This is a genomic window from Enterobacter sp. V89_11, from assembly GCF_029967775.1.
Taxonomy (GTDB): Bacteria; Pseudomonadota; Gammaproteobacteria; order Enterobacterales; family Enterobacteriaceae; genus Enterobacter; species Enterobacter ludwigii.
Genome location: NZ_JASCAN010000004.1, coordinates 126322 through 138254, shown reverse-complemented (window position 1 = coordinate 138254; position 11933 = coordinate 126322). Strand labels below are relative to the sequence as shown.

Below are 11933 nucleotides of genomic sequence, written 5' to 3'. Positions count from 1 at the left end.
AATCCTCATCGATATTCATCGATAAAACACTGTGAACAGGATCATGTTTAATCCATTCAGCCGGGTAAAAATTGCTGACGCGATGCCGCAATGTTATGTTTTTTAAAATTGTCTCGTTTGAAAGGAGTGGGCCATGCCCGCGCAGGATCGCCAGACCCTCCCCATACCCTCGCTGCGAAATATTCAGTCCTTTATCGCCGTGGCCAACTCTCTCAGTATCCATCTGGCGGCCGAACAGCTTAACGTCACCGCGTCAGCCGTCAGTCATCAGATCGCCTCGCTGGAATCCTGGATGGGGAAGAAGTTATTTATCCGCAGCGGCAAAGGCGTGACCCTGACCCCGACGGGGGAAAAATATCTGCGCGACGTCTCCGCAGCGATGAGCGCCATCGGCCGTGCAACTGAACAGGTGATGAAAGAGGCCGATAATCCGGTATTGCGCGTTCACTCTTCACCAACGTTTGGCCTGACGTGGTTATTGCGCCGGCTCGGCAAATTTCGCAGTGAATACCCGGATATTACGGTCAATCTTTCCTGCTCCTATGAGAACCTGCAGTTTGCACGCGATAACATCGATATTGATATTCGCCACGGCATCCCGGACTGGGACGCTTACAGGGTCATGACCATTAAAAACGATGCGCTGGTGGTGCTGGCCTCACCGGCATATCTGCGTGCACATCCCGTCAACACGCCGCAGGACCTGCTTTCACAGGCGCTTATCTCGTCGACCAGCACTCTCGTCAACTGGGAAAAATGGTTTGCCTGGCACAATATCGACCGCCCCTGGCTCAACTTCAGCCTGAGTTTTGATCGTTCTTACATGAGCTTTGAAGCCGCGCGCATGGGGCTGGGATTTATTCTGGAAAGCAAGATGATGGCCACCGATCACCTGAACGATGGCTCCCTGGTGCAGGTGCTACCAGATGAAACGGGGATCGCCATTAATGCGCATCATCTGGTGATGCCGCACATGAACGAGCGCACCTGGAAGATCCAGCAGTTTGTTGAGTGGATTGATCGCGAGCTGCGTCTGTCGGGGTATCACCTGTAGCAATACCCCGACGTGGCGTCAGGAGACGGTGCCCCACACAAGATGGCCCTTATGGAAGGTCGCGGTACGCGGTGAAATCCGCGCCACGGCCTCGGCGGAACAGGAAGCGTCCACCAGCACAAAGCTGGCATCGTCCTGCGCTTTTGGCCACACGCGCTCGCCTTTGTCGTTCAACGGCAGAACATCACCGGTGGCGATACCCAGCGCGCGGGAGAGCGTCTGTTCATTCGGGCGAATATAGAGCTGGGCGTAAAGATTGGCTTTTTCCAGCATATCGCCCAGCCCATACGGCGACCAGTGGTCAATGACGCTGTCGGTGCCGGTCATGACGAACACCCCCTTGTCACGGAGTTGCTTCAGCGGCATATGCAGGGTGCCAATCGGCACCGTAGAGGCAATGGTCACCTGCTGCGCCGCCATGCGGGTGGCGATTTCATCGACCTGCTGCTCGTTGAGCGTGGCCAGCGCGAAGGCGTGGCTGATGGTCAGTTTCCCCTTCAGCGCGGGCGTTTTCTCCACGGTCTCTACCATGTAGTTCACCGCCGCGACGCCTGCCGGGCTGGTTTCATGCAGGTGGATGTCCACCCCTTTGTCATAATCCAGCGCAATCTGGAACATCGTGTCGAGGGATTTTTCCATCGCACCGTCCACGTTAGTCGGATCCAGACCGCCCACGTAGTGTGCGCCAGCCTGCATGGCCTCGCGCATCAGCGTTTCGGAGTGCGATAACAGCAAGCCGTGCTGCGGGAAGGCGACAATTTCACAGTCAAACCCCGGCTTGCGGCGCGCTAAGACGGCCTGGAGATTTTCCAGATTCTTCAGGCCGGATGTCGGCTCAATATTGCAGTGGCTGCGGGCGAGGGTGGAGCCTTTCGACTGGATCAGGTCGATAAGCTTTTCCGCACGCTCCTGCGTGTAGGGCTGTAACTCTGGCAGCAATTTTTGTTCAAGACGGATCATGTCCTGAATGGTCGTGCCCGCCGGGCGGTTAAGGGAATGCCAGGGACCGCCGTAAAAGGTTTTATCCAGGTGGATATGCATGTCGCGCATCGCCGGCAGCATCAGCTTACTGCCTGCATCATAGTGTGGCAGCGTGGCATCGGCATGGCTTTTGTTATCACGCAGGGCGACAATTTTGCCGTCATTAATTTCGAGTGTTTTCAGTTCGGTGCGGGTGCTTGTCGCCACGCCGCCGTCAACGTTGAACCCGGCCTCCAGCAGCACGTTATCCAGGTAGTAGTGTCTGGCGGTAATGTTCATCGGTTTGCCTGTCTCACAACGTGGTTTCGCGGTCTCTGCAGCATACGCGACGGAGCCAGTGGTGCCAAACAGGGCGCAGGCGGTAACCATTTTGCCGCTCTGGCTAATAAACTCGCGTCGGCTTTTATTCTCACTCATCTTCTCTTCCTTTTACTTACGCATTCACAATGTGGGTACCGGTCTCACCGCGCAGCGCCGCAGGCAGGCAGTCCGGCGAGGTGATGATCACGCGCTTGCCGCCGTCGTTCAGAAACGCCAGCGAGGCGACGATTTTCGGCAGCATGCTGCCCGCTGGGAAGTGCCCCGCCGCCACGTAGCGTTTCATCTGCGCCACATTCACCGTATCCAGCGCCTGCTGGTCTGGCTTACCAAAGTTGATGCACACTTTCTCCACCCCGGTGGTGATCACCAGCACGTCGGCATGGATCTCGCGGGCCAGCAGCGCGGTCGAGAGATCCTTATCAATCACCGCATCGACGCTCTGGTAATCCCCCTGCGCTGTGCGCACCACCGGAATACCACCACCGCCCGCCCCGATCACCACAAAGCCTTTTTGCGTCAGGGTCTTGATAGCCTCCGCTTCAACGATACGCAGCGGCTGCGGTGAGGCCACCACCCGGCGATAACCGCGCCCGGCGTCTTCAACAAAATGCCAGTCAGGATGGGCGTGCTGGAGCGCATCACGCTGCGTCTCACTGAAAAAAGCGCCGATAGGTTTGGTGGGATGGGCGAAACCCGGATCGTGTTTATCCACTTCCACCTGCGTGACGACCGTGACCGCTTTTTGCTCGCCGTGGGCGGCCATGCGGTTATTGAGCGCCTGCTGGATCAGATAGCCGATACCGCCCTGGGTATCCGCCACGCAGTTTGCCAGCGGCGTGAGGGGTAGCCCTTCCCGCTCGTGAGCAATTTCAGCGCGGCGCAGATCCAGCCCCACCTGGGGGCCGTTGCCGTGAGTGAGCACGATGTCATAGTCAGACGCCAGCATCTCCAGCACTGACTCTGCAACCAATTTCACGGCCTGTGACTGGTGTTCAATGGACTGACTGGCGTTATCTTTGATAATGCTGTTGCCGCCAATGGCGACGACCATGAGCTCTTTCATAGTGTTTCCTTTGAAATGGTGCGGGGTGAGGACATCAGCCATTATCAGGACTCCGAAACCGGCGCTGCCGCGCTCACCGCGTCGCGGCTATCAAGAAAATGCTTCACCACAAACATGCCCCCCATCATCAGGTAGGCCGTGACAAACATCAGCGAACTGCCTTCGGCAAAGCCAACCACTGGCGCGTGGATCACGCCGAACAGCGCCAGCAACGCCCCAACGGCGGCGGCCACGGCTCCGCGCAGCGGTTTGTTGATGATGGCGAAGATAGCGATGCAGCCCCACAGCATGCTGGCGAGCGGTGCGCCGTTACCCAGATGCACCAGTCCCTGGTAGTAGATACCTTTGCTGTGCAGCACGTCGGTGCCAATTTTCGCCGCACTGGTCCCCGCCGCGCCCATCACGCTGTTCATCATGGTCAACGCCCAGTTGGCGATCCACGGGAACAGGCAGATGAAGATCACGGGGACCTCCACTTTGGGCGTTTCCCTTACTACCTGGTTGGCGGTCACCACCCCGATAAACACCAGAATCGGCACGATGGCGGTCATCGGTATGATGGCGAGCATAAACGCCCCCAGCCCGAACAGCGGCACGATAAACATGGTCACACCGGAGGCCAGCGTGTAGCCAATGCTGGCCCCCATCGCTTTCCAGCCCGCGTGGCCGACGTAAACCGTCACCGGGAACGGGTTACCCATCAGACACCCGAGCATGGAGGCCAGCCCGTTTGCCAGCATCACCTTGCGGGTCGGGTACTCATCCCCCGCCGCGTGGGCGCTTTCGATGTTTTCCAGGTCAAAAATGTAGTTCGCCAGACCCAGCGGGACGGCAGAGGCCAGGTACGGTAATGCGTGTGGCAGTCCCTGCATAAAGCTGTCGACATGCACTTCCGGCGGGTTAAAGCCAAACGACGACATTGAGGCTTTGATGGCCTCCGGGCTTTGCAGACCGGAGATCCACGCCAGCGCGGTACCGGCAATCAGCAAGAGCAGGCCGGTCGGGATTTTGGCGAAGATCGGCTTTTTACCAAACCAGTTAATAAAGATCAGCAGCAGCACGATGAACGACACGGTAGGTGCCTCAAACGCCTGCAGCATCGGGTTCATCGCCAGCAGCAGCAGGCCCAGCCCGGACAGGCAAGACAGCAGGACGGTACGCGGGATCATCTTGCGGATGGTTTCCCCCAGGAACGAACCGCCCGCCAGAATCATCGCCTCCACGAAGCACCACACCAGACCAATCTGGATAGCGAAATCCGCATCACCGGTTTGCTGGTAGACCGGCATCAGCACCAGAAAGGTCACGGTGAAAATTGACGGCGCGCTTGGGCCAGACGGCAACGCGGTGACATCCCTACGCCCGGTCTGGCGCGCCATCTGCAGGCCAAACCACGCGTAGCAGACGCTCGCGACCAGCACCGCCAGCCCGAAGGCTGGCGCAATGCGTCCATAAACAATCTCCTTCGGGATGCCGACGACAAAAATGAGCAGCCCCATCATGGTCAGCAAATTGGTCAGGTTGTTGGTCATCAACCCGAAATACGCCGCCCAGTCACCTCTTTTCCACTCCAGTTTCATGTTTTTCATGGATGCATGCCTTATAAAAAGTAGCGATCGCGGAAGGTCAACAGCGCCTTTTCAAAACAGCTAAACGGCGGGTGAACGATGCCCGCCCCAATCATGCCAATACCTGCGTCTTTGTGGGCAATGGCGGTGTTAATGACTGGCAGAATGCCGCTGCCCGCGACTTTTGTGATGTCGATGGCGGTTGGAATGCCCATAAACGAGAGCAGCGGAATGGTGACGTTCGGGTTTTCACCGAGGGTGATCTCGCGCATCTGACGGGAGAAATCGATGGCTTCATCCACCGTGCCACCCACCAGTGCCACGATCGCCGGGGCTGTGGCCATCGCAAAACCACCGATACCGTAGGTTTCGGTAATGGCGCTGTCACCAATATCCAGCCCGGAGTCTTCCGGCCTGTAGCCCGCGAACATGGGCCCTATCACCTGCTGCGCCGGGCCGGTGAACCACTGCCCCGGCAGCCCGGAGATGCGCAGGCCGAACTCGTAGCCGTTACGCGCCATGGTGGTGACCACGGTGCTGTACTCAATACCGTGTGCGGCATCCATGGCGGCTTTACACATCGCCATCCACGTCGGGCCGGAGAAGTAGTCGCTGCTGGCGACGAACTCAAACACCTCACGCTGCTGTGCCACCGGATACCCGGCCTGAATCAGCCCGGGCGTCAACGCCTGGATCAGCAGCGTGGTGCCGGCGTTGTTGCGGTTATGACACTCGTCGCCCATGTGCAGCGCCTGGGCCAGCATCAGGCGCAGGTCGATTTCACCAATGATTTTCATGGCATCGCGCAGCATCGGGCCGAGCACGTCACGCATCCAGTTCAGGCGGTCAATAACGCTCTGGTCGTTGGCGCCCATGCGCAGGATCTTCGCCATCTGCTCGCTAAGGTTAGTGAACGCCCGGTTGCCGTAGGTTTTGTTCTCAACGATGTGCATAAACATCGATGCCGAAGTGACGCCCGCCATTGAGCCTACGCAGTCATGCTCGTGACAGGGCGAGAAGGTGATCGCCCCTGACGCCGCCACGCGCTCCGCGTCGTCGATATCGCGTGCCAGCCCTTCAAACACCAGCGCCCCGGTCACGGCTCCTTTCATTGCGCCACACATGTTTTCCCAGCTGACGGGCGGACCGGCGTGCAGAATGGTGGTGCGGGTCATGCCCGGCACGACGTTGATTGCCTGGTCGTAGCCCACCAGCACCGGATGGGACTGGATAATGCGCTCAAGGGCAATCTTATTGGCGGCGGCGATTTTGTCAGCCAGTGGCGCAAGGGCCAGCTGATCCAGCGCCTCTACTACCTGCAAGTTCCCCTGCCCCGGCGGCGTCCAGTCGAGCTGGGTCACGGGGATATGCTGTTTTTTGAGATCCGCACTGAACAGCGCGATACCGACGTTAATCACGTTCAACGGCTGGTTAAATAAGGTCGTCATCAGGCAGTCTCCCCTTTAAAGACAAATTCACGTGCCAGTAATCCGGTGTTGGTGCTGCTGCTCGCCCAGATCACCCCTGCCTCGGTCAGAAGCTGACACTGCTGTGCCAGGGACGGTGAGTCCTGGTCGGTTCCGAGCACATAGCCGAGAATTTCCAGCGGACGGTTATCGGCTTTCGCCGTCGCCTGCGCCTCTTTTATGGCCTCAAGCATCACGCCGACCGGATCCTCGTGCGCGCCAAAGCCCAGGACAAAGTCCATTACGATCACCCCCACCTCGGGGTCACGCGCCTCCTGCAACAGGCGGCTGATGCGGTTGGTCGGGTCGATCATCGGGTGCGGTTTGCCGTGGGTGAAATCGTCATCGCCAAAATCAAGGAAGGTGTGGGCTTTACTGACGTTGATATCGTCCAGCCGTTTTGCCGGATCGGGTTGAATGTTGCTGTAGACGTCGTCGAACTTTTCCAGCGCGGCGAACATGGCCTCATCGCACAGGGTGCCGCCGCAGAACAGGCCGCGGATGTATTTCTGCTGGGGTGTCAGCCGGGCACGCACCTCGTCGATCAGTGGCCAGTTCAGCGGATGCAGGTCGAGAGACTCTTTTTTCACCCCCGTTAACAGCACGGCCTTCAGCGCCGCCTCTTTGGTGCCACGGGCGAACTGCAGGTTGCCTTCATCAGCCGGCGGCTGATGACGACCGAGGAAACAGACCACCACCGGTTTGCGGCAGGTGCGGGCGCGGGCCAGCACTTTTTCTGCCACCGACGGCGCAGGCGGTTTAGAAATGAGGGTAATCACCTGGGTGGCGTCGTCAGCGTCCAGCATCGCGATGGCATCCAGCATCATCAGGCCACCAATCTTTTCGCTCAGATCGCGCCCGCCGGTGCCAATCAGCTGCGACACGCCGCCGCCGAATTCATGGATCCGCACGCTCAGCTCCTGGCTGCCGGTCCCGGACGCCCCGATAATACCGATCGGTCCGCGGCGCACCGCATTGGCGAAGCACAGCCCGGTACCGTTGATAATGGCCGTGCCGCAGTCCGGCCCCATCATCAGCAGCCCTTTCTGATGTGCCAGCTGCTTCAACGCCAGTTCGTCATCAAGGCTCACGTTATCGGAGAAGAGCATGACGTTGAGATCGTTTTCCAGCGCCTGACGTGCTTCGCGGGCGGCAAACGTGCCGTTTACCGAAATCACCGCCAGGTTGCTCTCAGGACGATGGGTTTTCGCACTGGCAAGGGTGGCATAACGCGCTTCATGGCTCCCGCCGCTCTCCTTGCGGGTGAAAAGCGCTTCGATGGCTGCCAGCGTTTCGTCATTCGCCGCCTCGCCTTTAATCACGATCATTAAGTCGCCGTTTTTGGCATCCGCTAATTCCGGCGTTAATAGCCCGAGATTTTTTAATACGCCTTTGTTCATTTCTGTCGCCATAGCCACAAAAGCCTGCTCAACGCCCGGCAATTTATTGGCCTTCGTGGAAACCGACATCAATGACACCGAGTCAAAATAGGTATTCTTTTTTATGACGATTTTGGTGGGCATTATTTTCTCCTGAATGAGGATAAAAGGGGGCCGCCGTCGTGCAATAGGCACGTCGGTAAAATACTGTCTGAATGAGCGACCAGCCGGAAAAGGCTGGCCGAAGGAATTACGCGCCTGCGGCCAGCAGCAGGTCTGCTATCTGGTGATAGCCTTTTTCCCGCGCCAGTTCGAGCGGGGTTTTGCCGTATTTATCGGTCATGTGCGGGTTTGCGCCGTTATCCAGTAACAGCTTTACAATTTCCTGCTGTTTCGCGCCGCCATCGTTGAGGACAATCGCTTCCAGTAGCGGCGTCCAGCCCACGAAGTTGGTGTGGTTGACGTTAATATCGGTTTTCTCCAGCAGCTCGCGCACAATCTCAACGTGCCCTTTCTCGCTGGCAGGCGTAATGCCGACGCCACCGAAGCGGGTCAGGCGATCAAGATCCGGGTTGGCGGGTAAGACTATTCGCAGCAGGGTTAAATCATTTGTCAGGCAGCTAATCAGGAAGGGGTTAAAACAGGTCTGATCCTGTTGATCAATATCTGCTCCGGCGGCAATTAAAAATGCCACGCAGTCATAATGCTTTTTCAGGCTGGCAATAATAACGGCCGTTCTTTTCTGGCGTTGAGTGGCATTAATATCGACACCTTTTTCAAGGCAGGCTTTTAGCCCGTCAATATTGCCCTGCTCTGCCGCCAGCAAAAATTCAGTAACGAGTTCGTTCGCAGACATATTCAGACTCCCCATGATGTATTGCTCATGACCTGAGAATAGCAACAGCCTGGTGAGAAAAGAATCCGCTTAAAAATCATTCATCGACAGTCAATTCATTATTGAGTTAAATTCAACAATTCAGCCAAAATGTGCGGCCGTGCAATCTTTTACTTATGTTTTAGCGCTTTTATTCGCCTCAGACAGCATTCTGCTTATGCCTGATGAAGCCTGATATGACGCGGCTCGACGCAAATAATCAGAACTGTGACCGTCGTCATATGCGTTGTAACAGCGCTGTTAAAATATGTTCAAAACTGATGGCTAACAGGAGCCGTAATATGAATTCCATCTTTACTGAAGAGAACCTGCTGGCCTTCACCACGGCGGCACGCTTTGGCAGCTTCAGCAAAGCCGCCACCGAGCTTGGCGTAACCACCTCTGCCATCAGTTACACCATCAAGCGAATGGAGACCGGGCTGGATGTGGTGCTGTTTGTACGCAATACGCGCAGCATTGAGCTGACCGAGTCGGGGTTTTACTTTTACCGTAAAGCGACCGACCTGCTGAATGATTTTCATGCCATCAAGCGCGGGATAGACACCATTTCGCAGGGCATTGAGGCGCGGGTCCGCATCTGCATCAACCAGCTTTTGTACACCCCACGCCATACGGCGCGGCTGCTGCAGGTGCTGAAAAAACAGTTTCCTACCTGCCAGATCACCGTCACGACCGAGGTCTACAACGGCGTCTGGGACTCCATTATCAACAACCAGGCCAATATCGCGATTGGCGCACCGGACACGCTGCTCGACGGCGGCGGCATTGATTACACCGAGATCGGTGCCATCCGTTGGGTATTCGCCATCGCGCCGGAACACCCGCTGGCCTTCGTGCCGGAGCCGATAGCCGAAAGCCAGCTGCGTCTGTACCCCAACATCATGGTGGAAGACACGGCGCACACCATAAACAAGAAGGTCGGCTGGCTGCTGCACGGCCAGGAGGCGATTCTGGTGCCCGACTTCAACACCAAATGCCAGTGTCAGATCCTTGGGGACGGGATTGGTTTTTTACCGGAGTATATGGCCCGCGAGGCGGTGGAGGACGGGCTGCTGGTCACGCGGCGAATCAATAATCCGCGTCAGGATTCACGCATGCTGCTTGCCACGCAGCATGCGGCGACCGGCCAGGTCACGCGCTGGATCAAACAGCAGTTTGGTCCACAGGGCGTGCTGACCGGGATATACAGCGATCTATTGTGGCGCGCTTAGTTTTTGCTTTGCACCCAAAACGCGTGAATAAGACCAGGGATGTAGCCCAGTAAGGTCAGAACGATGTTAATGATAAACGCCCAGCCAAACCCTTTGCCGAGCAGCACGCCCAGCGGTGGCAGGATAATAGTAAAGACAATACGCCAAAAACCCATAACGACTCCGTGCAAGCTAACCAATTGAAAATACAAAAGAGAACATTCTCTAAGCGTAGCCAGTCTAACGGCCTGCGCCATCTCTTTATCGCCCTTTTACCCTCTTTTACGCTTTTGACACTGGCTTAATCCTCCCCATTAGTTTAGAGTTTACTTAATTAAGTAAAGACTAAACTAATATGACTGAACTCGAACAACTTCAGGCCAGCGCCGGACAGGCCGCAGCCCTGTTAAAAGCGATGAGCAATCCGCGTCGGTTGCTGATCCTCTGCATGTTGTGCGGTACACCGGGTACCAGCGCGGGCGATCTGGCGCGGGCGACGGGGCTTAGCCCATCCGCCACGTCACAACATCTGGCGCGTATGCGTGAAGAGGGGCTTATCGACAGCACCCGTGAAGCGCAGCGCATTCTGTATTTCATTAAAAACGATGCGGTGCATCAGCTGATCAGCACCCTGAAAAGCCTCTATTGCCCGTAAGGAGCCACCATGTCACTACCGCTCATTTCACCCCAGCAGGCCAATGCGCTCGTTGCTGAAGGTGCAAAACTGATCGATATTCGCGATCCCGACGAATATGCCCGCGAGCATATTCCCGCTGCCCGGTCCGTGCCGCTGGACACCTTACCCGGCGGGCTTGAGACGCACGCGGGAGAAACGGTGATTTTTCACTGCCAGTCTGGCGCCCGGACATCCTCGAACGCAGCCCGCCTTGCTCAGGCTGCCGCGCCTGCTCAGGCGTTTATCGTTGAAGGCGGAATTCAGGGGTGGAAGCAGGCCGGGTTGATCACGCAGGAAGACACGTCACAGCCGCTGCCGTTGATGCGTCAGGTGCAAATTGCCGCCGGGCTGCTCACCCTGTGCGGGGTCGTGCTGGGCTTTACGCTCTCCAGCGGCTTTTTCCTGCTGAGCGGCTTTGTGGGTGCCGGGCTGCTGTTTGCCGGGCTGACCGGGTTTTGCGGAATGGCGAGACTGCTGAAAGTGATGCCCTGGAACCGGCGTACCTCGTAAGCAGTAATCGGTGAAATACGCTGTACCCGGTATCAGACGTGGGCTAAGGTGAAGATCATTGAAACGATGAGGAGGTAGTATGTTTTCTGTCGGTGATTATGTGCAACCGCGTAAAGGCGGCCCAAAACTGAAAGTACTCGAAGTGAACGGCGATAGCGTTGTGGCGGTTCAGGCCAGCAATGAGCAAGGCGAGAAATTTACCCTTCAGGCCGCAGACCTGGCCCTGTATACCGAAGAGGGTGATTTCGGCGTCTGCTAAACAGGCAACCGGGCGGTGTCTTCCGCCCGGCTCATGGATTAAATCAGAAAATCATCCAGTGATTTACCGTTTGCCAATGCATTGGCAATAGGCTTTGGCGTACGCCCCTGACCGGTCCATGTTTTCTCTTCACCGTTGAGATCAATAAAGCGATATTTCGCTTCACGCGGTTTACGTTTTTTCGCTGGCTTACCGGCCTGCGCCAAATCTGAACCGAGGAGATCGGACGGTGAAATACCATCAGCTTTCATCAGTTCCAGCAGGGCATTAATTTTTTCCTGCTGCTCAGCGCGTTGTTGCTCTAATTCCGCCAGCTCACTCCGTTTCTCTTCAGCAACGACCCTGACTTTTTCCAGCATTTCTTCAAGAACGTCCAGGGATAATTCACGCGCCATCGCACGCAGAGTTCGGATATTATTAAGATTCTGTAACGTCAAAGACATATATTTGAAAACCTTTTCTTTAGGGTAAATCGAAAAATCGACAAGAGAATAATTCATTTCGCCTGGAATATCTACCCGCGGGCACGTCTTGCTAAAAATGTAAATGTTTTAAAATATCGCGTTTAATA

The 11933-nt window shown here is 56.6% G+C and carries 13 protein-coding genes; 5 read left to right on the top strand and 8 right to left on the bottom strand.

The features are described from left to right. Nucleotides 1-133: 133 nt before the first annotated feature. Entirely contained in the window at nucleotides 134-1054 is a 921-nt protein-coding gene (locus QLG09_RS04565; RefSeq protein ID WP_020883878.1) for a LysR substrate-binding domain-containing protein, read from the top strand. Nucleotides 1055-1072: 18 nt separating this feature from the next. On the opposite strand, the gene QLG09_RS04560 is transcribed toward QLG09_RS04565, so the two are convergent. From QLG09_RS04560 to QLG09_RS04535, 6 genes are all read right to left on the bottom strand, one after another. Further along, complete coding sequence (locus QLG09_RS04560) at nucleotides 1073-2452, bottom strand: amidohydrolase family protein (RefSeq protein WP_044858461.1); 1380 nt, start codon at nucleotides 2450-2452, stop codon at nucleotides 1073-1075. Between the two features lie 16 nt (nucleotides 2453-2468). After that, nucleotides 2469-3419 carry a carbamate kinase family protein gene (locus tag QLG09_RS04555; RefSeq protein WP_049023471.1) on the bottom strand — a complete coding sequence of 317 codons (951 nt, stop codon included), beginning with the start codon at nucleotides 3417-3419 and terminating at the stop codon, nucleotides 2469-2471. Nucleotides 3420-3463: 44 nt separating this feature from the next. Further along, on the bottom strand, nucleotides 3464-5008 hold the full coding sequence (locus QLG09_RS04550) for a hypothetical protein (protein ID WP_049023470.1): 1545 nt from the start codon (nucleotides 5006-5008) through the stop codon (nucleotides 3464-3466). A gap of 11 nt (nucleotides 5009-5019) precedes the next feature. Beyond that, nucleotides 5020-6435: a DUF1116 domain-containing protein gene (locus QLG09_RS04545; protein ID WP_032680426.1), complete on the bottom strand. Its 1416-nt coding sequence runs from the start codon at nucleotides 6433-6435 to the stop codon at nucleotides 5020-5022. Then, on the bottom strand, nucleotides 6435-7976 hold the full coding sequence (gene fdrA / locus QLG09_RS04540; RefSeq protein WP_049023468.1) for an acyl-CoA synthetase FdrA: 1542 nt from the start codon (nucleotides 7974-7976) through the stop codon (nucleotides 6435-6437). The genes QLG09_RS04545 and fdrA overlap by 1 nt, the downstream gene beginning before the upstream one ends. A gap of 106 nt (nucleotides 7977-8082) precedes the next feature. Next, on the bottom strand, nucleotides 8083-8688 hold the full coding sequence (locus QLG09_RS04535; protein WP_020883872.1) for an ankyrin repeat domain-containing protein: 606 nt from the start codon (nucleotides 8686-8688) through the stop codon (nucleotides 8083-8085). A 320-nt stretch (nucleotides 8689-9008) separates the two neighbouring features. On the opposite strand from QLG09_RS04535, the gene QLG09_RS04530 reads away from it, so the two are divergent. After that, the gene (locus tag QLG09_RS04530; protein ID WP_020883871.1) at nucleotides 9009-9938 is read left to right on the top strand and encodes a LysR substrate-binding domain-containing protein; all 930 of its coding nucleotides are present in this window, start codon (nucleotides 9009-9011) and stop codon (nucleotides 9936-9938) included. Here QLG09_RS04530 and QLG09_RS04525 read toward each other — a convergent pair. Next, complete coding sequence (locus QLG09_RS04525) at nucleotides 9935-10093, bottom strand: YqaE/Pmp3 family membrane protein (protein ID WP_032678825.1); 159 nt, start codon at nucleotides 10091-10093, stop codon at nucleotides 9935-9937. The two genes, QLG09_RS04530 and QLG09_RS04525, sit on opposite strands and share 4 nt — an antisense overlap. Nucleotides 10094-10272: 179 nt before the next feature. Here QLG09_RS04525 and QLG09_RS04520 point away from each other — a divergent pair, with 179 nt between their 5' ends. The 3 genes from QLG09_RS04520 (at nucleotide 10273) to QLG09_RS04510 (ending at nucleotide 11362) form a co-directional block, all read left to right on the top strand. Beyond that, nucleotides 10273-10572 carry a metalloregulator ArsR/SmtB family transcription factor gene (locus tag QLG09_RS04520; RefSeq protein WP_020883869.1) on the top strand — a complete coding sequence of 100 codons (300 nt, stop codon included), beginning with the start codon at nucleotides 10273-10275 and terminating at the stop codon, nucleotides 10570-10572. Between the two features lie 9 nt (nucleotides 10573-10581). Continuing rightward, nucleotides 10582-11103: a rhodanese family protein gene (locus QLG09_RS04515; protein ID WP_014171309.1), complete on the top strand. Its 522-nt coding sequence runs from the start codon at nucleotides 10582-10584 to the stop codon at nucleotides 11101-11103. A gap of 79 nt (nucleotides 11104-11182) precedes the next feature. Next, nucleotides 11183-11362, top strand: a complete 180-nt coding sequence (locus QLG09_RS04510) for a hypothetical protein (protein WP_049023467.1) — start codon at nucleotides 11183-11185, stop codon at nucleotides 11360-11362. 38 nt (nucleotides 11363-11400) lie between these two features. Here QLG09_RS04510 and stpA read toward each other — a convergent pair whose 3' ends face one another. Then, the gene (gene stpA / locus QLG09_RS04505) at nucleotides 11401-11805 is read right to left on the bottom strand and encodes a DNA-binding protein StpA (protein ID WP_044858472.1); all 405 of its coding nucleotides are present in this window, start codon (nucleotides 11803-11805) and stop codon (nucleotides 11401-11403) included. Nucleotides 11806-11933 lie beyond the last annotated feature (128 nt).

Bases quoted from the DNA above. Each gene is read 5' to 3' on its own strand.
- stpA (WP_044858472.1), bottom strand. From the start codon at position 11,805: ATGTCTTTGACGTTACAGAATCTTAATAATATCCGAACTCTGCGTGCG.
- QLG09_RS04560 (WP_044858461.1), bottom strand. From the start codon at position 2,452: ATGAGTGAGAATAAAAGCCGACGCGAGTTTATTAGCCAGAGCGGCAAA.
- QLG09_RS04555 (WP_049023471.1), bottom strand. From the start codon at position 3,419: ATGAAAGAGCTCATGGTCGTCGCCATTGGCGGCAACAGCATTATCAAA.
- QLG09_RS04515 (WP_014171309.1), top strand. From the start codon at position 10,582: ATGTCACTACCGCTCATTTCACCCCAGCAGGCCAATGCGCTCGTTGCT.
- QLG09_RS04565 (WP_020883878.1), top strand. From the start codon at position 134: ATGCCCGCGCAGGATCGCCAGACCCTCCCCATACCCTCGCTGCGAAAT.
- QLG09_RS04520 (WP_020883869.1), top strand. From the start codon at position 10,273: ATGACTGAACTCGAACAACTTCAGGCCAGCGCCGGACAGGCCGCAGCC.
- QLG09_RS04535 (WP_020883872.1), bottom strand. From the start codon at position 8,688: ATGTCTGCGAACGAACTCGTTACTGAATTTTTGCTGGCGGCAGAGCAG.
- QLG09_RS04550 (WP_049023470.1), bottom strand. From the start codon at position 5,008: ATGAAAAACATGAAACTGGAGTGGAAAAGAGGTGACTGGGCGGCGTAT.
- fdrA (WP_049023468.1), bottom strand. From the start codon at position 7,976: ATGCCCACCAAAATCGTCATAAAAAAGAATACCTATTTTGACTCGGTG.
- QLG09_RS04545 (WP_032680426.1), bottom strand. From the start codon at position 6,435: ATGACGACCTTATTTAACCAGCCGTTGAACGTGATTAACGTCGGTATC.
- QLG09_RS04510 (WP_049023467.1), top strand. From the start codon at position 11,183: ATGTTTTCTGTCGGTGATTATGTGCAACCGCGTAAAGGCGGCCCAAAA.
- QLG09_RS04525 (WP_032678825.1), bottom strand. From the start codon at position 10,093: ATGGGTTTTTGGCGTATTGTCTTTACTATTATCCTGCCACCGCTGGGC.
- QLG09_RS04530 (WP_020883871.1), top strand. From the start codon at position 9,009: ATGAATTCCATCTTTACTGAAGAGAACCTGCTGGCCTTCACCACGGCG.